Annotated in this window: 22 protein-coding genes; 13 read left to right on the top strand and 9 right to left on the bottom strand. The window is 70.0% G+C overall.

Annotation, left to right across the window (positions count from 1 at the left end; all coding sequences use genetic code 11):
- Nucleotides 1-437: 437 nt before the first annotated feature.
- From IEY17_RS00985 to sepH, 3 genes are all read left to right on the top strand, one after another.
- The gene (locus tag IEY17_RS00985) at nucleotides 438-1,565 is read left to right on the top strand and encodes a citrate synthase 2 (RefSeq protein WP_188984397.1); all 1,128 of its coding nucleotides are present in this window, start codon (nucleotides 438-440) and stop codon (nucleotides 1,563-1,565) included.
- 350 nt (nucleotides 1,566-1,915) lie between these two features.
- Nucleotides 1,916-3,058: a phosphoserine transaminase gene (serC, locus tag IEY17_RS00980; RefSeq protein ID WP_188984395.1), complete on the top strand. Its 1,143-nt coding sequence runs from the start codon at nucleotides 1,916-1,918 to the stop codon at nucleotides 3,056-3,058.
- A 266-nt stretch (nucleotides 3,059-3,324) separates the two neighbouring features.
- On the top strand, nucleotides 3,325-4,218 hold the full coding sequence (gene sepH / locus IEY17_RS00975) for a septation protein SepH (protein ID WP_188984393.1): 894 nt from the start codon (nucleotides 3,325-3,327) through the stop codon (nucleotides 4,216-4,218).
- An 8-nt stretch (nucleotides 4,219-4,226) separates the two neighbouring features.
- Here sepH and IEY17_RS00970 read toward each other — a convergent pair whose 3' ends face one another.
- Nucleotides 4,227-4,832 (bottom strand): DUF2537 domain-containing protein, encoded by a 606-nt coding sequence (locus tag IEY17_RS00970; RefSeq protein WP_229679733.1) that lies wholly within the window; start codon nucleotides 4,830-4,832, stop codon nucleotides 4,227-4,229.
- Complete coding sequence (locus tag IEY17_RS00965; protein WP_188984391.1) at nucleotides 4,829-5,632, bottom strand: TrmH family RNA methyltransferase; 804 nt, start codon at nucleotides 5,630-5,632, stop codon at nucleotides 4,829-4,831. The genes IEY17_RS00970 and IEY17_RS00965 overlap by 4 nt, the downstream gene beginning before the upstream one ends.
- 533 nt (nucleotides 5,633-6,165) lie before the next feature.
- Between IEY17_RS00965 and IEY17_RS00960 the strand changes: the two genes are divergently transcribed.
- On the top strand, nucleotides 6,166-7,662 hold the full coding sequence (locus IEY17_RS00960; protein ID WP_188984389.1) for a glutamate-cysteine ligase family protein: 1,497 nt from the start codon (nucleotides 6,166-6,168) through the stop codon (nucleotides 7,660-7,662).
- A gap of 189 nt (nucleotides 7,663-7,851) precedes the next feature.
- Nucleotides 7,852-8,481, top strand: a complete 630-nt coding sequence (locus IEY17_RS00955) for a superoxide dismutase (protein WP_188984387.1) — start codon at nucleotides 7,852-7,854, stop codon at nucleotides 8,479-8,481.
- Nucleotides 8,482-8,766: 285 nt separating this feature from the next.
- Here IEY17_RS00955 and IEY17_RS00950 read toward each other — a convergent pair whose 3' ends face one another.
- From IEY17_RS00950 to IEY17_RS00940, 3 genes are all read right to left on the bottom strand, one after another.
- A complete protein-coding gene (locus tag IEY17_RS00950; protein WP_373289825.1) occupies nucleotides 8,767-10,077 on the bottom strand; it encodes an MFS transporter in 1,311 nt (436 codons plus the stop codon).
- Between the two features lie 25 nt (nucleotides 10,078-10,102).
- A complete protein-coding gene (locus IEY17_RS00945; RefSeq protein WP_188984385.1) occupies nucleotides 10,103-10,537 on the bottom strand; it encodes a MarR family winged helix-turn-helix transcriptional regulator in 435 nt (144 codons plus the stop codon).
- Between the two features lie 129 nt (nucleotides 10,538-10,666).
- Complete coding sequence (locus tag IEY17_RS00940) at nucleotides 10,667-12,130, bottom strand: NCS2 family permease (RefSeq protein WP_188984383.1); 1,464 nt, start codon at nucleotides 12,128-12,130, stop codon at nucleotides 10,667-10,669.
- 62 nt (nucleotides 12,131-12,192) lie between these two features.
- Between IEY17_RS00940 and IEY17_RS00935 the strand changes: the two genes are divergently transcribed.
- The 5 genes from IEY17_RS00935 (at nucleotide 12,193) to IEY17_RS00915 (ending at nucleotide 15,817) form a co-directional block, all read left to right on the top strand.
- Nucleotides 12,193-12,480, top strand: coding sequence for a DUF2530 domain-containing protein (locus tag IEY17_RS00935; RefSeq protein WP_188984381.1), 288 nt, complete (start codon nucleotides 12,193-12,195; stop codon nucleotides 12,478-12,480).
- Nucleotides 12,481-12,558: 78 nt separating this feature from the next.
- Nucleotides 12,559-13,353 carry an ESX secretion-associated protein EspG gene (locus tag IEY17_RS00930; protein ID WP_188984379.1) on the top strand — a complete coding sequence of 265 codons (795 nt, stop codon included), beginning with the start codon at nucleotides 12,559-12,561 and terminating at the stop codon, nucleotides 13,351-13,353.
- 171 nt (nucleotides 13,354-13,524) lie between these two features.
- Nucleotides 13,525-13,905: a hypothetical protein gene (locus IEY17_RS00925; RefSeq protein WP_188984377.1), complete on the top strand. Its 381-nt coding sequence runs from the start codon at nucleotides 13,525-13,527 to the stop codon at nucleotides 13,903-13,905.
- Between the two features lie 10 nt (nucleotides 13,906-13,915).
- Nucleotides 13,916-14,500, top strand: a complete 585-nt coding sequence (locus IEY17_RS00920; RefSeq protein ID WP_188984375.1) for a DUF3558 domain-containing protein — start codon at nucleotides 13,916-13,918, stop codon at nucleotides 14,498-14,500.
- Between the two features lie 48 nt (nucleotides 14,501-14,548).
- On the top strand, nucleotides 14,549-15,817 hold the full coding sequence (locus IEY17_RS00915) for a PPE domain-containing protein (protein WP_229679732.1): 1,269 nt from the start codon (nucleotides 14,549-14,551) through the stop codon (nucleotides 15,815-15,817).
- A 59-nt stretch (nucleotides 15,818-15,876) separates the two neighbouring features.
- On the opposite strand, the gene IEY17_RS00910 is transcribed toward IEY17_RS00915, so the two are convergent.
- Together IEY17_RS00910 and IEY17_RS00905 are read right to left on the bottom strand one after the other, a co-directional pair.
- Entirely contained in the window at nucleotides 15,877-17,199 is a 1,323-nt protein-coding gene (locus tag IEY17_RS00910) for an outer membrane protein assembly factor BamB family protein (protein WP_188984371.1), read from the bottom strand.
- 607 nt (nucleotides 17,200-17,806) lie between these two features.
- Nucleotides 17,807-18,040 (bottom strand): HC3 family zinc finger protein, encoded by a 234-nt coding sequence (locus tag IEY17_RS00905; RefSeq protein ID WP_188984369.1) that lies wholly within the window; start codon nucleotides 18,038-18,040, stop codon nucleotides 17,807-17,809.
- Between the two features lie 113 nt (nucleotides 18,041-18,153).
- On the opposite strand from IEY17_RS00905, the gene IEY17_RS00900 reads away from it, so the two are divergent.
- On the top strand, nucleotides 18,154-19,005 hold the full coding sequence (locus IEY17_RS00900) for a helix-turn-helix domain-containing protein (RefSeq protein WP_188984367.1): 852 nt from the start codon (nucleotides 18,154-18,156) through the stop codon (nucleotides 19,003-19,005).
- The gene (locus IEY17_RS00895) at nucleotides 18,989-19,177 is read left to right on the top strand and encodes a DUF397 domain-containing protein (protein ID WP_188984365.1); all 189 of its coding nucleotides are present in this window, start codon (nucleotides 18,989-18,991) and stop codon (nucleotides 19,175-19,177) included. The genes IEY17_RS00900 and IEY17_RS00895 overlap by 17 nt, the downstream gene beginning before the upstream one ends.
- On the opposite strand, the gene IEY17_RS00890 is transcribed toward IEY17_RS00895, so the two are convergent.
- Nucleotides 19,174-22,149 carry a sacsin N-terminal ATP-binding-like domain-containing protein gene (locus IEY17_RS00890; RefSeq protein WP_188984363.1) on the bottom strand — a complete coding sequence of 992 codons (2,976 nt, stop codon included), beginning with the start codon at nucleotides 22,147-22,149 and terminating at the stop codon, nucleotides 19,174-19,176. The genes IEY17_RS00895 and IEY17_RS00890 overlap by 4 nt on opposite strands.
- Nucleotides 22,146-22,997, bottom strand: coding sequence for a DUF3027 domain-containing protein (locus tag IEY17_RS00885; RefSeq protein ID WP_188984361.1), 852 nt, complete (start codon nucleotides 22,995-22,997; stop codon nucleotides 22,146-22,148). The genes IEY17_RS00890 and IEY17_RS00885 overlap by 4 nt, the downstream gene beginning before the upstream one ends.
- A gap of 84 nt (nucleotides 22,998-23,081) precedes the next feature.
- Here IEY17_RS00885 and IEY17_RS00880 point away from each other — a divergent pair, with 84 nt between their 5' ends.
- Complete coding sequence (locus tag IEY17_RS00880; RefSeq protein WP_373289832.1) at nucleotides 23,082-23,915, top strand: glutaminyl-peptide cyclotransferase; 834 nt, start codon at nucleotides 23,082-23,084, stop codon at nucleotides 23,913-23,915.
- Nucleotides 23,916-23,964: the final 49 nt, after the last annotated feature.

The raw sequence follows: 23,964 nt of genomic DNA, 5'->3' as shown, positions 1-23,964 counted from the left end.
TCCCGATCGATTCCGCAACCGATGCAGTGATCGTTCCCACACTCGTTCGGACGCCGGTAACCCGGCCAGGACACGCGTTGCGGTGAAGGTCTGTGCACCCCGCGACCGGCGAGCCTCGCCGCGTCACCAGGTCCGGGCCGACAGCTCCGCCGCGTCCCGCCGTGCGGGTCGCGACGTGGACGGCGCAACACAGTGGCGAAGTGCCGTGTTCCCCGCGGTTCCGCAACCGGACACTTGACTCGTCACAAGCAAATTTCCTGATTTTTGCACCGCTGACGAAATGGCCGGCGCGTTGTGCGGTACCTCATCCGATGATTTTTTTCTCCCCGGATCCGTTTGCCCCGCGGCCTGCGGCGGGTGCAGTGTGGTCCCACCCCGCCACGTCCCACCCCGACCGCGCGCCGCGCGGACCCGACCAGCATGGAGACGAGGCAGTCATGACCGACGCAGCCCAGGCCGAGTTCCGCCCCGGACTCGAGGGCGTGATCGCGTTCCAGACCGAGATCGCCGAACCCGACCGCGCCGGGGGCGCGCTGCGCTACCGCGGTGTGGACATCGAGGATCTGGTGGGCGTGGTGTCCTACGGCGACGTGTGGTCGCTGCTGGTGGACGGGCGGTTCGGCGACGGCCTGCCGCTCGCGGACGACACGCCCGTGCCGGTCCGCACCGGTGACGTCCGCGCCGACGTACAGGCCGCGCTGGCGATGGCCGCACCGACCTACGGCTTCCGGCCGCTGCTGGACATCGACGAGGCGCAGGCCCGCGACCAGCTGGCGCGCTGCAGCGCGCTCGGCCTGTCGTTCGTGGCCCAGTCCGCGCGCGGCGACCTGCCCCCGGTACCGCAGGCGCGGATCGCGGAGGCGACCACCGCGGCCGAGCAGTTCCTGACCCGCTGGCGCGGTGAACCCGACCCGGCGCACGTCCGGGCCCTGGACGCCTACTGGGTGTCGGCGGCCGAGCACGGGCTCAACGCCTCCACCTTCACCGCCCGCGTGATCGCCTCCACCGGTGCGGACGTCGCGGCGTGCCTGTCCGGTGCCGTGGGCGCGATGTCCGGTCCGCTGCACGGCGGCGCCCCGGCCCGGGTGCTGCCGATGATCGAGGAGGCTGAGCGCACCGGCGACGCGCGCCGCGTCGTGGAGTCCATCCTGGACCGCGGGGAGCGGTTGATGGGCTTCGGACACCGCGTGTACCGCGCCGAGGACCCGCGGGCGCGGGTGCTGCGCGACACCTGCGACCAGCTCAACGCGCCGCGCTACGAGGTGGCCCGGGAGTTGGAGCAGGCCGCGCTCGCGGTGCTGCGGGAACGGCGGCCGGACCGGCAGATCGAGACCAACGTGGAGTTCTGGGCCGCTGTTGTCCTCGACTTCGCGCAGGTCCCGACCGCGATGATGCCCGCGATGTTCACCTGCGCCCGGCTGGCCGGGTGGTCGGCGCACATCCTGGAGCAGAAGCGCACCGGGCGGCTGGTGCGCCCGTCCGCGCAGTACGTCGGCCCGGTTCCGCGCGCCCCGCAGGAGGTGACCGGCTGGGGCTCGCTCAACCAGCTGATCGCCGGGGTGTGACACGGTGAACGAACGGAAGCTCCCGGCCCGGTCGCGCCGGGTCGGGAGCGCGCGGCCCTGCGCGCCGCCGTGGAGGTCGACGACGGCACCGGCATGCTCAGCGGTCGCGCTTCCAACGCCGCCTTCCTGCTGACGCACGGCTCACCACCCGGTGAGATCCGATCACCAGGCACATTGGCCAACCGGGGGTCCGCGCAGTAAGTTGCGGCTGCCGGCAGCAGGTGGGCGTCACCGTCCGGAAACCCTGCTGCAACACTGGACGCGAACCGGCAACGGCGCCGGTCAGCAGGCCACGGGCGCGCGGGAGGCCCTGGCGCGCAGTCACCACAACCAAGCCCGGAGGCGCCGGCATGACGCAGGCCGAGACCATCGATCCGACGACCCTGAAACTGCCCGACGAGCTCAAGCCGTCCGACGGCCGGTTCGGCTGCGGTCCGTCCAAGGTGCGCGGCGAGCAGCTCGCCCGCCTGGCCGACGAGGGTGCCGCGCTGATGGGCACCTCGCACCGGCAGAAGCCGGTGAAGTCCCTGGTGGGCCGGGTCCGCGAGGGGCTGCAACAGCTGTTCTCGCTGCCCGAGGGCTACGAGGTCGTGCTCGGCGTGGGCGGCACCACGGCGTTCTGGGACGCCGCGACGTTCGGCCTGGTGCGCGAGCGCTCGCTGCACCTGACCTACGGCGAGTTCTCCTCGAAGTTCGCCAAGGCCGCCGCGTCGGCCCCGTTCCTCGGCGACCCGGTGATCGTCTCCGCCGAGCCGGGCGACGCGCCGGAGCCGGTGGCGGACCCGAGCGTCGACCTGATCGCCTGGGCGCACAACGAGACCTCCACCGGCGTGATGCTCGCCCCGACCCGCCCGGCGGGCTCGGACAACGCGCTGATCGCGGTGGACGCCACCTCCGGCGCCGGCGGGCTGCCGTTCGACCCGGCCGACGTCGACGTCTACTACTTCGCGCCGCAGAAGTGCTTCGCCTCCGACGGCGGGCTGTGGCTGGCCGCGATGAGCCCGGCCGCGATCGAGCGGATCGGCGAGATCGGTGCGTCCGGCCGGTGGATGCCGGAGTTCCTGTCGCTGCCGACCGCGCTGGACAACTCCCGCAAGGACCAGACCTACAACACCCCGGCGGTGGCCACGCTGCTGCTGCTCGCCGACCAGATCGAGTGGATGAACGGCCAGGGCGGGCTGGACTGGTGCGTGCAGCGCACCCGCGAGTCGTCGCAGCGGCTGTACGCCTGGGCGGAGGCGTCGGAGTTCGCCACCCCGTTCGTGGCCGACCCGGCCAAGCGCTCGCAGGTGGTGGGCACCATCGACTTCGTCGACTCGGTGGACGCCGCCGCGGTGGCCAAGGCGCTGCGCGCGAACGGCATCGTGGACACCGAGCCGTACCGCAAACTCGGCCGCAACCAGCTGCGGATCGGCATGTTCCCGGCGATCGAGCCGGACGACATCACCGCATTGACCAAGTCGATCGATTGGGTGGTTTCCCAGCTGTCCTGACCGGCGCGCCGCCCGAACCTCGCGGGTTTCCGACCGGTTCGGGCGACAGCCACCACACCGCCAAGTGAACAGTTGGCCACGACCCGTGATCACTCGTCGAAAATGAGTGGTTTTACTCGTTCGCTGCGGGGAGACCTTTCCGGCAAGATCGGACGAGGAAGGGCGACCAACTACGACACACGGGCCCGGCGTGCCTCCCTCGTCAAGGCGGCGCGCCGGGTTACTGTCACAGCTTGGTGACATGTAGTCGGCGGGAGGCTGGCGTTATGCGAGCGCTGCGAGTAGTCGGGCTCGACGAGGACGGTGAATCCGTCATCTGCGAGGACCCGGAGAACGGCGAGCGCTTCACCGTGCCCGCCGACGAGCGACTGCGAGCCGCGGCCCGCGGTGATCTCACCCGGCTCGGCCAGGTCCAGATCGAGATGGAAGCCCAGATGCGGCCCCGGGAGATCCAGGCCCGCATCCGCGCGGGCGCGTCCGTGGAGCAGATCGCGGCCGCCGCGGGCATCCCCGAGCACCGTGTCGAGCGGTACGCCTACCCGGTGTTGCTGGAACGCGCCCAGATCGCCGAGATGGCGCAGCGCGCCCACCCGGTCCGCGAGGACGGTCCGGACGTACAGACCCTCGGCGAGGTCGTGGCGCACACCTTCGGCATGCGCGGTCACGAGTACGCCGAGGCCACCTGGGACGCCTGGCGCGGCGACGACGGCAAGTGGGTCGTGCAGCTGGCCTGGCACGCGGGCCGGTCGGAGAACCGCGCGCACTGGGTCTTCCACCCCGGCGCGCACGGCGGCACGGTGGCCGCCCTCGACGACCACGCGGCCGACCTCCTCGACCCGTCCCCCAACCGCCCCCTGCGCACCGTCCGGCCGGTCACCGAGCTGGCGCGCGAAGCGCTCCAGCTCGACCAGCAGGCGTACCAGCAGCCGGAGTGGGGCGAGGAGCCGGTGGCCGCGCAGCGGCCGGAGGCGCCGTCTCTCGACTTCGACCCCACCGCGGAGCCGGTGGCCGAGGAGTCCCAGCCCGAGGGGAGCGCCGACGGCGTGACCGAGGCCGCGGGCGACGAAGCGCAGCGCAAGGAGCCGCGCCGCGGACGCAAGAGCCACCCGATCGTGCCGTCGTGGGAGGACGTCCTACTCGGTGTCCGCTCCCACCGCTGAGCGGTTCGCTAACCGAGGAGGCTGAGCAGGAGGGCGATCCAGGCCGCGACGATGCCCGCTGCTGTGCCGTAGGCGACCCAGCGCCAGACCGGGATCCTGCTGCCCAGCCAGATCGATGGTGCGAAGCCCGCCGCCACCGCCAGGTTCACCACCGTCGCCAGGACACCGCTGACATCCGCCAGACCGAGGGTCACCACCACGAGCGTGACGACCACGATCGCCCCGATGATCGCGCTGACCACCAGGCCCGGCCCCCACGGCGTCGGCGGCACCGGTGCGAGCGGAGCACCGCGCAGCTGCACGGCGTGCGCCGACCGCGAACGGCCGACGTGGTCGAGTTCGCCGCTGACCGGGTCGACGTAGCCGATCCGCCCGCCGGTCTCCGCCGCCAGCCGCGCGGCGAGCTGCCGCCCGCGGCGTGTGACGAGTTCGGCCGCGGTGTCGGCGGAGCCTCGCTCCCCCACCTCCTGCGCCACGTGCGCCCACTCGTGCAGCGCCGCGACGAGCGCGTCGGGCAGCCGCAGCCGCGCCGGGTCAATCTCGCGCTCCGTCCCGCGCACCAGGACGGCACGACCGGACCGCGCGTGCAGCTCCCACCCCGCCACGGGCCTCACGTCCCGCTCATCGCGTGGAAGGCGATCGCCCCGGCGGTGGCGACGTTGAGCGAGTCCACGCCGTCGGCCATCGGGATGCGGACCGCCAGGTCGGCCGCCGCGATGGCCTGCTCGGTGAGCCCCGGGCCCTCCGATCCCAGCAGCACCGCCACCGGCCCCTGGTCCAGCGCAGCGTCGCGAAGTGGTTTCGCATCCGCTCGGGGGGTCAGCGCGGCGACGCGGAAACCCCTGTCCCGCAACAGCTTCAGATCGTTCGGCCAGGACGCCAGGTGCGCGAACGGCACCCTGAGCACGTGCCCCATGGACACCCGGACGCTGCGCCGGTACAGCGGGTCCGAGCAGCCCGCGCCAAGCAGGACGCCGTCCACGCCCAGCGCGGCCGCGTTGCGGAACAACGCCCCCAGGTTCTCGTGGTCCCCGACGCCCTCCAGCACCGCCAGGCGACGTGAGCGGTCGACCAGGTCGGCCGGTTCGACGGCCGGGGCGCGGTCGGCGACGGCCAGCACCCCACGATTGAGGTGGAACCCCACCACGCGGGCCATCACGTCGGCGTCGGCGACGTAGGCGGGCACGTCCAGGGCGGCGGTGGCCGCGGCGAGTTCGTCGATGCGGCGGCGCACGCCGAACAGCGCCCGCACCGGGTAGGGCGAAGCGAGCAGCCGCTCCACCACCACGACGCCCTCGGCGATCACCAGCCCGCGGCCGCCCGGCCGGTCCGGGCGGCGGTCCGCGCGGGACAGATCGCGGAAGTCGTCAACCCTCGGGTCGTCGGCATCGCAGATCTCGACAACGTGCGCCACGCCCGCATTCTCGCACCCGCGACCGCCAACCGGTGGCCGTCCCACCGAGGGGGCCGGGGTGTCCGGGATTCCTTGTCGTCACGGAAATTCCCGGCGAGCTGAGCCACCGACGCAGCGCTGCCGGGCGGCAACATCATCGACACCGCGGACCCCTACGCGGCCTTCGCGCCCGGCGACTCCCGGACCTGTCTGGACGGGCGCTCGGGTGACGATGCTCGCCGGACTGGACTACATCGCGACGCTGCGTAACGTCCCGATGGCCTCCGCGGTGGGCTGACTGCTGGAGGCAACGCAGCGTCACTACACCGATTGGCGGGTGGCCGCCACACCGAACAGCGTGCTTCACTGCTCCCGGCGGCCGAGCTGACGCTCATCGAAGCCGATCTCCGGCGCCTCGCGGATGCCTCGGCGTGATCATCGGGCGTGCCTCCCGGTGACACCGTTTTGGCCGCTGGCCCGTCGGGTACCGATGTGTCACGGTGGTTTCCCCAGCGCTGCGCGCTGACGTGCTGCCGATCAATTGGGGAGACGGCATGGGACGGCACGTGGACGATCGAGCGTTCAGGCCAGTGGACCGGCAACGCTATCGGAGCAAGATGCAGCGCGGGTTGGACGCCCTGGCCCGGATGCTCGCCGAGGGCAACTTCTCCTTTCCCCACCAGCAGATGGGGCTGGAGATGGAGCTGTGCCTGGTGGACGAGCAGATGGAGCCGTCCATGTCCAACGCAATCGTGTTGGAGAAGATCGGGGAGCCGGTGTTCACCACCGAGCTCGGCCAGCAGAACATCGAGCTGAACGTGGAGCCGCAGGTCCTCGCCGGCGACAGCGCCCTGGAGCTGGAGGAGCGGCTGCGGGCCGCACTGCGCCGCGCCGACGGTGGCGCGCACGACGCCGGGGCGAAGATCGTCATGATCGGCACGCTGCCGACGCTGCGCGCCTCGCACTTCGACCCCGCCTGGCTGTCCCGCAACCCGCGCTACTCGCTGCTCAACGAGCAGATCATCGTGGCCCGCGGCGAGCAGATGCTGCTGGACATGGAGGGCGTGCCGCTCGGCGACCATCCCGGGGAGCGACTGCATTCCTACGCCAGCTCGATCCTGCCGGAGTCGGCGTGCACGTCGGTCCAACTGCACCTGCAGGTCGCCCCGGAGGACTTCGCGGCGCACTGGAACGCCGCGCAGTGCGTGGCCGGGGTGCAGGTGGCCATCGCCGCCAACTCGCCGTTCCTGCTCGGCAAGGCGCTGTGGCACGAGACCCGGATTCCGCTGTTCCTGCAGGCCACCGACACGCGGCCGGAGGAGCTGAAGAACCAGGGCGTACGGCCGCGGGTGTGGTTCGGGGAGCGCTGGATCACCTCGATCTTCGACCTGTTCGAGGAGAACGTGCGCTACTTCCCGGCGCTGCTGCCCGAGCCCGAGGAGGAGGACCCGGTGGCGGCGCTGGACGCCGGGCGGGCGCCGACGCTGGCCGAACTGCGGCTGCACAACGGCACGGTGTGGCGGTGGAACCGGCCGGTGTATGACCTGGTGGACGGGGTGCCGCACCTGCGGGTGGAGAACCGGGTGCTGCCGGCCGGCCCGTCGGTGATCGACATCGTGGCCAACGCGGCGTTCTTCTACGGCGTGCAGCGGGCGCTCAGCGAGCAGGACCGACCACTGTGGACGCAGATGTCGTTCGCGGCGGCGGAGGAGAACTTTTACGCCGGAGCGCGGCACGGCATGGACGCGCACCTGTACTGGCCGGGTGTGGGTTGGGTGGCGCCGGACGAGCTGGTGCTGCGGCGGCTGCTGCCGATGGCGCACGACGGACTGCGCCTGTGCGGGGTGTCGGATGCGGCGCGGGAGCGCTACCTCGGGGTGATCGAGCAGCGCTGCCTGGCGCGGCGGAACGGGTCGCTGTGGCAGCGTGACACGGTCGCGATGCTCGAGGAGCGGGGCGCGAGCCGCCGCGAGGCACTGGCCGGGATGCTGCGCCGCTACATCGACCTCGCCGACCAGGGCGACCCGGTCCACACCTGGCCGGTCGGCTGACCAGCCGCCCGTCACCTCCCGCAGGAGATCATCCGGGCGGACACACCCCTGCCTCGTTTACGCCCATTCCCGTGTTTTCCCTGCTCAGCAGGGCTGCCGAGGCCAACCTGCCCAGGTGACGAGATCAAGCCTGTTGCAAAACTCTGGCAATAGCTAGAGACTGTCGACAAGGAAGGGAGACGGACGCTGATGGCCCAGTACGTGTTGCCAGAGTTGGACTACGACTACGCGGCGTTGGAGCCGGCGATCGCCGGTGAGATCAACGAGCTGCACCACAGCAAGCACCACGCGGCCTACGTCAAGGGCGCCAACGACACGGTGGACAGGATCGCCGAGGCACGGGAGAAGGGCGACTTCTCCTCGATCGTGGGGTTGCAGACCACGTTGGCCTTCAACCTGGCCGGGCACGCGTTGCACCTGGTGTGGTGGAAGGTGCTCTCGCCCCACGGCGGGGACAAGCCCACGGGCGAGCTGGCGGCGGCGATCGATGAGGACTTCGGGTCCTTCGACGCGTTCCGGGCGCAGATGGAGGCGGTGTCGACCACGATCCAGGGCAACGGGTGGGGTGTGCTGGCGTGGGATCCGGTCGGGCAGCGGTTGGTGACCCAGCAGTTGCGGGACCACCACTCGAACCTGTCGATCGCCACGACGCCGCTGCTGGTGTTCGACATCTGGGAGCACGCGTACTACCTGCAGTACCGCAACGTGAAGGCGGACTACGTCAAGAACCTGTGGAACGTGGTGGACTGGGCGGAGGTCGGGCGGCGCTTCGCCGACGCCCGCGCAGGCCGCAACGGCCTACTCCTCCCCACTCCCTAACCCCCACAACCCCGGCAGGCCACCCGCAGAGCGCCCGAATTCCGGCAATCGGGGTCCGGCGAGGTCAGGGTGGCTCCCGTCCGGTGCCGCAGGTGCGCCGTGATCACCCCAGGCTCGGTGGTGAGTGCTCCGACAAGCCCGCTACCGAAGGTCTCGGGCCCCTCTCCCCCGGGACCGTACACACGATCGGGCCCCGGTCTCCCGCAGGAGGCCGGGGCCCGATCCATTCCCGAACTGACTGCCGCTCCCACCACGAAGCGGACGAAATTTAGGCTAGCCTAACCTTCATGATCGGGCAACCCCACGGCGCCGACGACCTGCCAGCACCGCCGCCCCGGCGAGCGCGGCCAGCAACGAGGCGAGCCCACCCAGCAGGATCGGCGAACGCGGCCCGAACACCTCGGCCAGCCAGCCCGAAGCCAACCCGCCCAATGGCTTTCCGCCAAAGAACAGCAACATGTACAACCCCATCACGCGCCCGCGCATGGTCGGCTCCACCGCCAGCTGGACCGTCGAGTTGGCGCTGGTGGTGAACGTCATCACAGCCACGCCGACCGGGATCAGCGCCGCCGCGAACACCTCGTAGGTGGGCATCAGCGACGCGGCGGCCTCCAGCGCGCCGAACGCGGCGGCCCCCACCAGCACCAGCCGCAGCTGCGGCCGACCTCGGCCGCTGCGCCGGGCGGCCAGCGCCGCGCCGGTCAGGGTGCCGATCGCCAGCGAGGTGATCAGCAGCCCGTACCCGTCGGCGTCGCGGCCGAACAGGTTGCGCGCGATGACGGCGAAGGAGTTCTCGAAGTTCATCCCGAAGGTGCCGACGCAGAACACCAGCACCATGATCACGATCAGGTCCGGACGGCCGCGCACGTAGCGCAGCCCGGCGCGCAGCTGGCCGCGTTCCTTGGGCGGCGGTTTCACGCGGTGCAGCAGGGCGGGGTCCATCAACAACAGCCCGGTGACGACCGCGACCGAGCTCAGCCCGTTGGCGAGAAACACCCAGCCCGTCCCGATCGCGGTGATCAGCAACCCGGCCAGCGCAGGGCCGACGATGCGCGCCAGGTTGAACGTCATCGAGTTCAGCGCGACGGCGTTGGTGAGCTGCGCGGGGCCGACCATCTCGACGACGAACGACTGCCGCACCGGGGCGTCGACCGCCGCGAAGGACCCGAGCACGAGACACAGCACGTAGACCTGCCACAGCGCCACGACGCCAGTGACGTCGAGCATCCCGAGCACGAAACCGCAGATGCCCAGTGCGCTCTGGGTGACGACGAGCATTCGGCGCTTGTCGAAGCGGTCGGCGAAGACGCCCGCCCACAGCGTCAGCAGCAGCGTGGGCAGGAACTGCAGCGCGACGGCGACGCCGAGGGCCGCCGGGCTGCCGCCGGAGAGCTCCAGCACCAGCCAGTCCTGGGCGGCGCGCTGCATCCAGGTGCCGGTCAGGGAGACGACCTGGCCGGAGGCGTAGTACCGGTAGTTGCGGTGCCGCAGCGAGCCGAACATCCCCGGCGATTTGTCCGATGTGGACAAACCGGCTCGGCTGACCCGCCCCCCGCCCGAACCGAGGTCCGACCGCACCCGGGACTGGTCAACCACGCCGCTGCTTACCGCCTCTCCGCTGTCATCGGCTCGCCAACCGGTCGATGATCTCGGCGGCCCGGTACAGGACCGCCCGTTCCTCGTCGTCGAGCCCGGCGAGCTGCTGGTCCAGCCAGCGCTCGCGGGCCGACACCTCTTCCTCCACCCGGGCCCGCCCGGCCTCGGTCGGTTCGACGATGGCCTGCCGGCCGTCGGTGGGGTGCGCCCGGCGCGCGACCAGCCCCGCCTCTTCCAGGGCGGCGATCACCCTGGTCATCGACGGTGGCTGGACGCCCTCCCGGGCCGCCAGCTCACCCGGCGTCATCGCGCCGCCCTTGTACAGGCAGGACAGCGCCGACAGCTGGGAGAGCGTGATCTTCGAGCCGCTGCTCTGCGCGCGCAACCGCCGGTTCAGCCGAACGACCGCGAGCCGCAACCGGCTCGCCAGGGTGCGTTCGCGCTCCGCGATATCGGACACGTCGTTAGTCTACCAAACTACCTAGGGGAATCGGACAAACTGATCACACGGACCAGTGGCCGTCCACCCTAGTGAGCCGTGCCCGCCAACTCGGGCTTCGAAACCCAATCGACACGGGGTCAGACCAGCTCAGAACCCGAATGCGGCACTCAGCGGCCCGGCCGCGAAGTACAACACGAACGCCACCGACACCACCCACATCAACGGGTGCACCGAGCGCATCCGGCCGGTGGCCGACTGCAGCACCACGTAGCTGATGAAGCCCGCGCCAATGCCGTTGGCGATCGAGTACGTGAACGGCATGACCACGATCGTCAGGAACGCCGGCAGCGCGATGCCGAAGTCCGACAGGTCGATCTGCCGGATCTGGCTGATCATCATCGCGCCCACCACGACCAGCGCCGGGGCCGCCGCCTCCACCGGGATGACCTGGTAGAGCGGGGTGAAGAACATCGCAGCCAGGAACAGCAGGCCGGTGACCACGTTCGCCAGACCGGTCCGCGCGCCCTCGGCGATACCGGACGCCGACTCCACGAACACCGTGTTGGAACTGGCCGACCCGAGCCCCCCGGCCACCGCGCCGAGGCCCTCCACCGCCAGCGCCTTGCCGACCCCGGGCAGGTTGCCGTCCTCGTCGGCCAGCCCGGCCTCCTTGGCGAGCCCGGTCATGGTGCCCATCGCGTCGAAGAAGTTCGCCAGCACCAGCGTGAACACCAGCATCACGCAGGCCAGCGCAGGTAGCCGCGTCCAGGCGCCGAAGGAGATGTCACCGACCAGCGACAGGTCCGGCAGCCCGGCGAGCTGCTCCGGCCACGCCGGGTAGCCCAGGTTCCAGCCGTAGGGGTTGGTGCCCTTCGACGGGCCGGCCTGCACGAACGTCTCGACCAGGATCGCCACCACGGTGGTGATCGCCACACCGATCAGGATCGCGCCGCGCACCCGACGGGCCACCAGCACCGCGGTCAGCACCAACCCGAACACGAACACCGCGGTCGGCCACGAGGCGATCGACCCGTCGATGCCCAACCCGACCGGCACGGTGGTGTTGGCCGCGTCCGGCAGCCGCCGGACGAACCCCGCGTCCACCAGACCCACCAGCGTGATGAACACGCCGATGCCGACCGCGATCGCCGCCTTCAGTTCCGGCGGCACCGCGTTGAACACCGCGGTCCGGAACCCGGTGGCGACCAGCAGCAGGATGATCAGGCCGTCGACGACCACCAGCCCCATCGCCTCCGGCCAGGTCACCTGCGGCGCGATGGTCACCGCCAGCAGCGTGTTGATGCCCAGCCCGGTGGCGATGGCGAACGGATAGTTGGCGACGAGCCCGAACAGGATCGTCATCACGCCCGCGACCAGCGCGGTCACCGCGGCCACCTGCGGCACCGGCAGGATGTTGCCCAGCACGTCCCGCTTCGCCCCGGCATCGTCGGCCGAGTAGCTGCCGAGGATCAGCGGGTTCAGCACGATGATGTAGGCGAGGGTGACGAACGTGACCACGCCACCCCGGATCTCCCGCGCCACGGTCGACCCACGATCGGTGATCTTGAAGTAGCGGTCCAGTAACGACTTCTCAGATCCGGCCCTGTCCATCAACGCTTCCCATCACGCGGCGGCGCGCGCAGCCTCCCCTTATCGGGGGTAGCCTGCCTGACGTGGCACCGGACAGTGAACGCACCCCCTCGCGAGCCGGCCACCGGCACGTCCCACCGCTGCCCCGCAGACTGGCCGACCCCACCCCGGTGGTCCTGGTCGGCACCGCGGCGTGGGTCGTCGCCGCGCTCTGGTTCCTACTGAGCGACGACCTACAGCTCCAGTTCTGGACCTGCGTGGCCGGCACCGGCCTCGGGGTGATCGGCTACGGGCTCTTCCGCTGGCAGCGCTCGGCGGCCCGCCGAGGCGCCCGAGGAGCCTGGAAAGGTCTGTCCGGCCTGGACTCCTGAACTCGTCGGAATCCCCTCCGCTTGCCCGCCTGACCCGATAGTCTGCACAGGCCAGGCGACCACCAACGGGGGAGTTCAGTGCCCAAGCTCGACGTCGACCGACTCGAATACGTGATCCTGGCGGGTTGGGCAGGCATCACGCGGGTCCCAACCGTCGCCGCCTACGCCAACTACGGCACCGCAGTTCAGGACCTCGACCAGGAACTCGAAGCCGCCGACCAGCGCTGCCGCCAGCGCGGCCTGGTCGACCCGGGTGACCGGGTCAACGACCTGGTCTGGGACCTCATGGGGGTGTACACGGCGGGGACGATCGAGTTCGACCTGCGGTTCTCCCGAGAGAAGGGCACCGAACTGCGGGCCTGCGTGACGCAGTCCGGCAAGTCCGCGACCAGGACCGTGGTCAACGGAGACCGGATCATCCTGGAGAAAGTCCGCCCCGGGGACGCCATCCCGGCCCTCGTGTCGCTGCTGCCCGAGCACAAGCCGTTGAAGATGCAGCCCCTGCAGGTCGACCTCGTCGAACTGCGGCGGGCGCGCGCCGAACTGGAGAAGCGCGGCGAGACCGACGAGAACGCGCTCGAGCAGGCGCTCCGGTCCCGCGGGGTCAACGTTGCGGACTACCGGAGGGCGACCCGGCTGCTGGACGGCACCAAGCTCGGCGTCGGCGAGGTCGGCGTCACGGTCTGGGGGCCCGGCCCGTCCCGGAAGGAGCAGCGGGGCGAGCAGACCATGCGGATCATCGACCTCGAGCAGGGCCGCGTGGCGGTCTACAACACCCGCGGTCAACGCATCGTCGCGGGCTGCGACATGGGCACGTTCCGCCGCATCCTCGGCGACATCGCGACCGACGCGCAGCGCCGAGTGTCGTGGTAAAACCAGAAATACCGGACACAGTGCCTCAAATGGAGCAATTTTGCTCGCTGTGGGAACCAGTCGCCTCCTGCTCACCTCCAAAAGCTGTCGGGGGCCGGCACTGACCTGGCAAGCTGAGACCGATCACGCAGTGACACCGGAGGGATGAACGTGATACCTGCTGAGCCTGGGGTGACCGCTGGCCGGGCGGTCGTCAACACATTCGTGAACACCCGCGGTGCCTCCGGCGCGCCCACCGTCACGCAAGCATCGTTCTCGGTCGACCTCGACCAGATCCCGGCCCTGATCGGGAAGTACGAAGAGGCGCGCGACAAGCTCGAGCAAACCAAGTTCAAGGCCCGGGAACTCCAGCAGATCAAGGCACCTGGCGACGACGAGGTCAGCAAGAGCATGGCGGCCGCACTGGAGCGGATGGCCGGAAACGAACCCGGCGGGCTCGCTTGGGTCGTTGATAAGACCATCGAGCGACTCAACACGCAGATCAACCAGCTCAAGGCTGCTCAACAGGGCTACCGGACGGCTGACGAAAACGCGACTCCCCAACAGGTGTAAGGAACTCATTGTGCTTCGCCGCGCCAACCTGACCGCCATCGCCGCACTCGCTGTCCTGGCCGCCGCCGGATGTTCTGTCCCGAACAGCTCCGGGCAGAACCCACCAAGCTCGGCCGCGTCCGAACCGACGTCAAGCAGCAGCAACCCCGCAGCGAAAGTCGACAAGCCGAAGAACCTCGCGTCGATCACCGATGCCTGCCAGGTTCTTACTCAGGAGCAGCTCACCACCCTCAATGCGGTCAATGCCAAGGCCCCCGAGCCAGGCTCGTCGCCCAATGGCCACCCGATGTGCCAATGGTCGAACGACAACTTCGGGCTGATCGTCGGCGTCGACAACACGACCGGGCTCGGCACCGGATACATCGTCGAGAAGGCCGAGTCCTCGAACGCCGAGCTCCGGAATATCGACGGATATCCGGCTGTCCGCATGGACGAAACAAACCTGCTCTGCCGCGTCGAGGTCGGTGTCTCCGACAAGGAGCACATCGCCGTGGACTTCACCCGGCACAGCGACGCGGTCCCTGAGATGCAGGACTCTTGCGGGTACGCGGAAAAGATCGCCTCTGAAGTTCTCAAGAACCTGCCGGACGCCTGAAGCACCGGGCACCACAAGCTCGTCAACCTTTTCAAGCAGGGGGATGCAATGCCGATACCACTGGCCATTCCCGTCGGTATCGCTGTTGGTGGCGTGCTGCTGTCACCTTCGGACAGCGGTAGTACCGACGAGATCATGAAGAAGGTGGGGTTCAACCACCCGGAGAAGTACAAGCAGATCCACGAGGGCCCCGGTCTGGGCGGCTTGGACACCGCCGTCTCCGGATGGAGCAGCAAAGTTGCTGAGGACTTGGAACACGTCGCCAACCTCCTCGACGAAGCCAACGCCAAGGCCGGTGTGACGTGGACTGGCGAAGCAGCTGAACAGCACGGCAGCTCGCTCAAGCCGATGACGGACTTCATCCGCGATGCCCGCGAGATCTCGATGACGGTCGGCGACAATGCCGCCACCGGCGCCAGCCACTTCGGCGACATCAAGCACGCCATGCCCGAGCCGGTTGAGGTCACGGCGACGGACAGCCTGCTCGAGAAGGGCGGCGCGTGGCTGGTCGGTGGTGAAACCGACCTGCAGAAGCAGGAGCGAGAGGCCCAGGAGAGGGCTGAGCAAGCCAAGCAGTACTACGAGCGATACGACGCCGCTACGCAGTCCACGACGGCCAGCCTGCCTTCGTTCCCCGAGCCTCCGCAGATGGCCTACGACCAGGGTGCTCAGGAATCCACCTCGCGGCAGACGGTGAACACGCCGACGAATCCGAGTGCTATCGGGTCTCGGCAGGTCAACACCGGGAACTACAGCATCGGGGATGTGGGGCCCGGGGTCGGGCCCGGGTCCGGTTCTGGTACCGGATCTGGTTCTGGTTCCACTCCGGCTCAAAGCAGTTCGCAGTGGGCCACTCCGCCCACCGGGACCGGTGGCATCAACATGCCGAATACCGGGACCGGGCCTGGTGCCGGCGTTCCCAACACCAGCACCTTCGGCGGCTCGATCTTCCCCACCGGTCCTGGTACCGGCGCGGGTGCTGGCCGGGGCGGCATGGGTGCCGGCGCCGGTGGCCGGGGCCTGGGGGCTGGTGCTGGTCGTGGTCCGGGCATCGGGGCTGGCGGTCGTGCCGGTGTCGGCGGCCTGGGCGCTGGTTCCGGCGCGGGTGCCAGCGGTGGCGTTGCCGGTGCTGGTGGCCGCGGTGGTGCGGCTGGCGCCATGGGCGGTGCCGCTGGTCGCGGCCGCGGCAAGGAAGGCGAGGACGACCTCGAGCACGAGAACAAGTACTGGGTCGACAACGACGACGCCTGGGACGAGCTCGGGCTGCCGAAGGTCGCCCCACCCGTCTTCGGCGACTGGAGCAACGACAACTACTGACACGACCCGACGCATTCTGGCCGCGCACCGGACTGGTGCGCGGCCAGCGCCTTTCCGAGCTACCTGACGGCGAACACCGGTGGCGCGCGGAAAGTTTTCCTGCCCATCCGCGCACCATAGATCGTGCCGTCGACCCAGTGCAGATCGCACAGGGTGGCTGCGGCTACGTTCTCCGGGAACACCCCGCTGATCGGCTTGGGCTTGCCGCCATCAAGAGGGATCTCGTACACCTGTGACGGGTTCTCGTACGTACCCTCGTTGATGGCGAGTATGCCGTTTCGGGTCGCCGCGAACGGTATGCCGACGACCTCGGGACCGAGTGCCACGTCCCAGCGCTGCTTGCCGGTCTTCAAATCCACGGCGACGATCCGGTTTGTGTCGCGGTAGGCGTTGACGGCGTGCGCCCACGTGGCCCCGACCAGCAGGCCGTTGGTGACGACGAACCGGTACCGGTGGCGGGCACTCATCACGTCGTACTGTGAGTTGACCGGGTTGGTGTCGAGACGCCCAGCGGGCAGCTGCACCGGGATCTCGCTCACCTGGCGAGCCGTGTCGTCGAAGACCAGCAGGCTACCCTGGCCGTCGTTCACGTCGTCGCGGTCGATCTCCATGATCGGTGGGTCAGCGGAGATCATGGACGGCAGGCTCGCCGACTTGACGGGCGTACGCCCCTTCACCGCCCCGGTCGCCGGGTCGAGCAGCAGGAGTTCGAGGTAGCCGTTCTCCAGCGGACAGGAGACGGGGAACGCTGCGGTCCGCTCGCTGATCTGCGGCCCCAACATCCTGCAGTAACGGGCGGGTTCCTGGTCGTAGCGCCAGATCTCCTTGCCATCGGCCAGGCTGACGCCGTAGACGATGTCGTGGAGGGCGAACACCACCACGTCGCCGACGATCTCCGGGTCGCTGTAGCGGGTCGTACTTCGGTCCTCGACGACCGGCAGGTCCAGCTGCCACTTCGGCGTGCCGGTCCTCACGTCCACGACCATGATCGTGGAGCAGCCGGTGCCGCCGTACCAGATGCGGTCGTAGGGCCCGAAGGCGATCACGCCGAGGCCGTTTTTGACCTCGTGGCTCATACCGCAAAACTTGCTGGCGGCCTCTTCACCGGTCCGTTGCGGCGGCCGCAGGTCCCACGCCTTCTCGCCGGTGTCGGCCTGGAAGGCGTCCAGCCAGTCCTCGTGCATCACCACGACGACGCCGTCTGACACCCAGCTGTCGATCGGCTTCTCGTCGGTCGAGGTTTTCTGCTCCCAGAGCAACCTCGCCATCGGCCGTTCTTCCTCGGCCCGAGGACCGTAGTGGGCGCGCAGCGCCAGCCACCCCGCCGTACCGCCGCCGACCAGAACGACGACGAGCCCGATGATGAGGAACGGAACCCACACCCGACGACGCTTCTTTGGCGGCTGCGGGAAAGGCGCTTGCATCGGTGGGTAGGGCTGCGGTTGCCAGCCTTGCTGGTTCGGTAACCAGCTCTGTTGCGTCACTTGCGCATGCTCCCCTCAGCAATGTTCGTGCTCTCTCGCTGAGCACTCCCCCAGCGGCCGCTGCGAGCAGGCCAAGATCATTGTGCAGCAGGCAGGTATGTGAATCGGCATATTTTACTGGGAAGTCATCGGCACCACTTCGATTCGTCCACTTCGGACTTCCGTGGCGCAGACAGAGCAGGTGGGGCGTTGGTCTCGGCAACTCGCTTCTTCCGGCATTGTCATGACGCCGCAGAGGGCTATCACGTGCGGTCCATCCCGGCGGGGATCCTCGAGGGGGATCACGTGGTTCTGGTAGCCGAAGGCTGCCCAGTAGCCCTTGTCGGCGGCGGGCTCGGTCATCCGGTCTCTCCCGTGTCTGCTGGCGGCCGGGCGCGCTGGGAGGGGACGTTTCACGCCCGGCCACCAGGAATGGACCGGTGGGGCAGGTGTCGGGGGAAAGGGAGCTGCCGCACCGGTCCGCTCAAGAGGGCGACCGACCTTTCAGCCGTCGCCTGTTCGTTGGTCACATGCGCGGATGATGCCTCGACATGCGGGCTGCCAGGATGCGCCAGCAGCGCATGCACGTCTCCTCACGGATCCAGTCCACTTCGGACCGATCATGCAGCTGCGCCGCATCCGTCTCCGCACCGCAGAACGCGGTGACCGTCTCACCAGGCGGCGTTTTCTTCGCTGCGATGGGAAAAGCGTGACGCCCGCCGGTGACCGGACGCCAGATGTAGGTCAAGTACTCGCTCATGCGCGCTCCGATCGATTGCTTGGTTCGATAAGACCGTCTCGCGAGCTTGCGATCAATCTTGTTCACCGCAACGTGTAATAGCGGAGTCTCAGCCCCTGAAATACCGTGGTCATATGACAACTGCACGTTCCCGCGGTCTTGGCGCCGAAGTGCGCAAGCTGCGCAAGAATGCTGGCCTGCGACTTGAGGAATTGGCTGAGCAGTGCGGCTGGTCCCGCGCGACCTTCGGTCGCATCGAAGCCGGCGACAAGGTTCCCACGAGCACTGAGATCGCCATCATCCTCGGCACGCTCGGCATCAAGGGCGACGAACGCAAGCGACTGCTCGAGCTGGCACACGACGCGCATCAGACGCATTGGTGGGAAGTTGGCCACAAGGACCTTCCAGCCCTGCTCGTCGCACTTCTGGAATTCGAGCGCAACGCCACGAAGATCACGGATGTAGCGCTTGGCTTCGTGCCAGGTCTGCTGCAGACCGCCGACTACGCCCGGGCAGTCATCGGCACCGGACGGGTAACTGATGATCAACTGGAGTCGAGGGTTTCACTGCGGCTCGGCAGGCAGGGCGTGCTAACGAGGAAGAATCCGATTACCTTCCACGCCCTTATCGACGAATCGGTGCTGCACCGTCCTGTCGGCGGCCATGACGTAATGGCCGAGCAACTCAGGCACATCGTACGGATATCGCGCAGACCGCACGTGACGGTGCAGGTCATTCCCTTCAGCGCTGGGGCGCACGCCGGCTTGAACGGAAGTCACTTGATCTTGGAGTTCCAACGCCAGCGCCCCATAGTCCACCTGGAGCATCGACGATCGAGTGTCTTCCTGGACGATCCAGACGACACTTCCCCGTTCATCGAGTACCTGCCCAATCTGGCAGAGGCAGCACTTTCCCCGGCAGAGTCCCTGGACCTGATCTCTGCCCAAGCGAAGACCATGGAGGGGCCCGATGTATCAGATCACTGAGTGGCGAAAGTCCAGCTACAGCGGCGAAGAGACGAACTGCGTCGAGGTCGGCTCCGGCTCTGGCGTTGTCGCGGTTCGGGACACCAAGAACCGGGACGGGGGCACCCTGGTGTTCCAGCCGCGGGCCTGGGGGAGCTTCCTGAGCGCGCTCAAGGCCGGCCGGTTGGGCTAACGCAGCAGGGTGGTGGCTTCCGGGTCCGCCAGGAGAGCCGTGAGGGCGAAACGGTGGGGCCAGGCTCCTGCAGCCCAGGCCAGAGCCCGGCCCAGGCCGTCCGGGGTGCGCTCCGCGTGGACCCGGCCCGTTGACTCCACCCACCAGTGGACCCGCTGTTCTCCCGACGACGCCCGGACACGCAGGACGTCGTGCAGCGTGACCTCGCCCTGCGGGACCGCGATGCCCAGCAGTTCGCAGGCCGCCGGGACTCGTCCCACCTCGGGCCAGTTCTGGGTGCGTCCGGGAGTCACCACCTGCATGGTGTTCTCCTCGGACGTCAGCGGCAGATCCAGCAGCTCCGCGAGGGCCTCCGCGTCGAACTCGTCCGGGCTTCCTCCGGCGATCACCAGCGGGGCTTCCAGAACGCCCAGCATCCACGGGTCGTCGAGCACCACCGCGCGGCCCGTGCTCACCACGGCACCCGACACCGAGCGCACCATGTCCGGCGGGTTGATCTCGGCCGGATCCACCACGCCGCTGACCACGGCGTCCGCCAGAGCCCGGTGGGCGCGGAGTGCGGTTCCGGCGTGCACCGCGCGGTCCGGATCGCCCAGGCGGTCCAGCAGGTCCGCTGCGTCGTCCGCGTCCTCGATGGCGAGTTCGGTGCGCACGCCCGCGATGCGCAGCTGTTCGTCGTCCAGGCCGAGGTCCGGCACCGGGTCGTAGAGGCCCGCCAGTTCAGCCGCCTCGGGCAGCCGCCAGTGGCGCGGCGGGTGGCCTGCGAGCAGCGCGTACCGGCTGATCCACCAGGCCGGGTAGCCGTCCGGTTCCCGCAGCGCCCGCAGGGTTTCCGGCTGCCCCACGAGCAGCCTGATCGCCGCCGGCCAGGCGTCGTCGGCGACCAGATCGAGGTCGCGAATACCGACGAACCGGGCAGGCGGCCAGTCGTCAGGCCGGGCTGCTTCCCGCTCCGCCCACCACTGGTGGATCTCGGGGAAGTCCTCGTCCGGTTCGACCGGGTCTTCCGTCACGTGCACCGCGAAGGTGTCCAGCACGCCGACCGACCGCAGCAGGTCGGGTGACCAGCGGCTGGCGAAGTCCTCGTCGAGCACCCCGAGCGGCGCGTCCTCGCCGATGTACTCCGGGTCGAGCACCTCCAGCAGCACGGCGTCCGGCAGCAGCAGCTCGTCCGCGCGGCGATAGTCGCCGTCCGCGTCGGGCAGCGCCAGCGCACCCAGCCAGTCCCGCGGCTGCGCGCTGTCGACCAGGCGCAGCACCGCGGTCGCCAGCGGCTCGACGTCCACTCCGGCGCGCGCATCCGACACGCTGCTGCGCACCGCCTCCGCCAGCGACGGGGCGTCGAGCAGTTCCGCCGGGCCGGCCGGGTGCGCGCCGAGCTTCTCCAGCAGCGGGTGCGTGGCCTCGGGGTGCGCGATGCGCAGGCCCGAGATGTCCAACGTGGACAGCAGGGTCGCCGGGTCGGGGTCGGCGTCGCGGTGGCTGAGCAGGACGTCGCGCACCCCGCTGACCGTCCGGCCGTCCGCCAGCGGAACCGGCAGCGCGGTGAACTCCTCGTGCGCCATCGGGTCGCCGGCCGCCACCGGCAGCAACGCGTCGTAGAGGCGGTACCACCAGGACGGCGGGCGCTGCAGTCCCGTCACCGCCTCAACGATCTCCGCCGCCCCCAACCGCCGGACCTCCAGGGCGTACAGCGACCTGCGGTGGCGGGCGTCAGCCAGCTCCGCGGTCAGCAGGTGCGGCACGACGTCGCGGAGCAGTTCGACCAGTTCCGGCGACGCGTAGTCCAGCACCCGCGACTCCAGCGGGGCGACCACGCCGCCTGCTGCGGCGGGCAGCCAGGCCGAGACGCGCAGCCGGTCGTGCACGCCCTGCCGCAGCTTCTCGTCCACATTGGACCTCGGGAAGCCGGGCAGCGGCACCAGGGCCGTGCGGTGCTCGGCGGCGAGCTTGGCCACCAGCGACGGGTAGCACTCCGCGGCGAAGGTCAGCACCGCGTCCGTCGCGGCCGACGCCGCGACCCGCCGCCGGTCCGGCTCCACCGGCACGCTGGCCAGCAGGCGCGCGGGCAGCGACAGCCGCTCCTCGGTCGGCGTCGGCGCGTGCAGGACGTCCTCGGCCAGCGGAATCGGCGCGCCGTCCTCGTCCATCGGCACGGCCCAGCACACCCGCCACTGCGTGGCGTGCCGGGCCTCCACGCCCAGCCCGGCCAGCGCGGCCTCGCTCAACATCCCCGACGCCCGGTGCACCAGCCAGCGGTCGCTGCGCGTCGGACCGTGCACGACCAGGCGGTCGGCGTCGAGGTCCTCGCGGCGCCACGTCTGCTCGCCGATGCGGATCTCGGTCAGCGCGGGCAGCGCGAGCAGCAGGTCAGCGGCCTGGTCGGTGAACGACGCGAGCAGCGCTTCGGCGTCCACGTCGGGCCGCAGCGGCAGCCGCACCTCGGTGTCGAAGCCCTCCGGCGGCTCACCCGGGATCGCCCACGGCAGGCGCAGCACCGGCACCTCACCGCCGCGCTGCGCCAGCTGCTCGGCCGGGCCCGGCAGCTTCGCCGCCTCCTCGCGGGTGCGCTCCGCGGAGAACACCACCCCGCCGGACGTCGACACCACCCGCGGCTCGTCCGACACCGCCAGCACCGCCGCGAAACCCACACCGAACCGGCCCACCGTGCCGGTCTCGCGCTTCGCCGACGCGCGCAGCGACGCCAGGGCCGCGACACCCTCGGCGGTCAGCGGGGCACCGGTGTTGGCGACGCGCAGCTCGCGGTCGACCAGCCGGACCCGCAGCACTCCCCCGCTGCCCGCGGCGTCCGCCGCGTTCTGCGCCAGCTCGACCAGTAGCCGGTCCCGGTAGCCGCCCAGGCGCAGGTCTTCCTCGGCGTTGGCGTCCTCGCGGAACCGCGTCGGTGACGCCTCCCACGACTGCAGCACTGCCCGCCGCAGCGCTGCCGCACCGAAGTGGTCGTCGTTCACCCGCGCTCCGGGGTGCGCGGCTCGTAGTCCAGGGTCGCGTCGTCGTAGACGACCTCGGCGACCGGCACCGTCGAGGAGGTGTCCACCTCGACCTCGGAGTGCGCGCCGCAGCCGAACTCGACGCTGACCACCCGGCCGTCGGCGGGCGCGAACTCGTTGGCGCACACACCGAACGCGGCACCCATGGAACCAGCCAGCTTCAGAAAGAACCCGCAGGTCCCGCAGGTGGCCGGGGCCATCCGTGCCATCTCCGCGCGGGGCCCGAAGTCGCCGTTGTGCCAGCGCTCGGCGGCCTCCCGCCGCCCCTCCGGGCTGAGCACCCGCTTGCGGCCCAGGCCGACCTCGCGGGCGACCTCCTCCACCGCCGGGTCGTCGCTGGCCAGGTAGCCCGGCACCAGCCGCGGGTCGTCCGGGCTGGTCGGCAGCAGGTCGCCGGTGCCCAGGTCGCCCGGCTGCACCCGCTTGCTCCACGGCACCCACTCGGGCGCGGTCAGCGCGTTCGGCCCGGGCAGCAGCACGACCTCGCTGACGGTCACCGGCTCGCCCGGACCGGGGCTGGCCACCGTGACCGCCCAGCGCCAGCCGACGTAGCCCGGGTAGTTCGACTCGAAGTAGTGCGTGGCCGCGTGCGGGCCCTCGGGTTCGACGCCCACGTGCGCGCCGACCGGGTCACCGCCGTCCGCGTCCAGGGTGAGCACCGGCGACCCGATCGGGTCATCACCGGGCCTCGCCTCTTCCTCCGCCGCGGCTCGGGCGACGTCCACCGCCGCGGCGAGCTCCGGGTTCAGGAGCTCGGCAACGGGCTGCCCGGCGTCCTCGGACGGGGCACCCGCGCCTGGGCTGGTCATCGGAGCAGGCATAGGCGTCACATGCTCGATTGTGCCGTACGCGCTCGCCGCCGCAGTTGGCCGTGTCAAGCTTTCGTGGTGCGACTGCTCCTGGCTCGACGTGTGCTGTGCGGTGTGCTGCTCGCGCTCGGGACGGGGTTGGTGGCGTGCGCGCCGCAGGTACCGCAGCACGACGGCCAGCAGGACCGCGAGCAGACCGATCAGGGCGTTGGGCACGCGGGAAGCCTGCCACACCTTCGCGCGGACGTGATCCACGTGCTCCCGCACGACCGCTCCTCGTTCACTCAGGGCCTGGAAATCGCTGACGGCACCCTCTACGAAGGCACCGGTCTGCACGGCTCGTCGCGGCTGCGGGCCACCGATCTGGCCACCGGCGAGGTGCGCCGCGAGGTCCGGCTCCCGGCTGATCTGTTCGGGGAGGGCATCACCGTCACCGGTGACCGTATCTGGCAGCTCACCTGGCAGGAAGGGGTTGCGATCGAGCGGGACCGCCAGACGCTGGCCGAGCTGCGCCGGGTGGAGTACTCCGGTGAGGGCTGGGGCCTGTGCTTCGACGGGTCCCGGTTGGTCATGAGCGACGGCAGCGACCGGTTGACGTTCCGCGACCCGGTGACGTTCGAGCCGGTCGGCGGGGTGGACGTGCGGCTGGCCGGGGTCCCGGCGGAGGAGCTCAACGAGCTGGAGTGCGCCGGTGGGCACGTGTGGGCCAACGTGTGGGGCAGCGAGGACATCCTGCGCATCGACCCGGCGAGCGGGCAGGTGACGGCGGTCGTGGACGCCTCCGGGTTGCTGGCGCCGCGGGACCGCGCGGGAACCGACGTGCTCAACGGCATCGCCGCCGTGCCCGGCACCGACGAGTTTGTGATCACCGGCAAGAACTGGCCGTCGATGTTCCGGGTTCGCTTCGACCCGGCCTGATCCTCGGTACTCCCCCGATCACCCTGTCGGGCGTTGATCATCGCCTGAT

The organism is Saccharopolyspora thermophila (assembly GCF_014646075.1).
Taxonomy (GTDB): domain Bacteria; phylum Actinomycetota; class Actinomycetes; order Mycobacteriales; family Pseudonocardiaceae; genus Saccharopolyspora; species Saccharopolyspora thermophila.
Note: the sequence above shows the minus strand (reverse complement) of the source record. Positions and strands in the feature narration are given on the sequence as shown.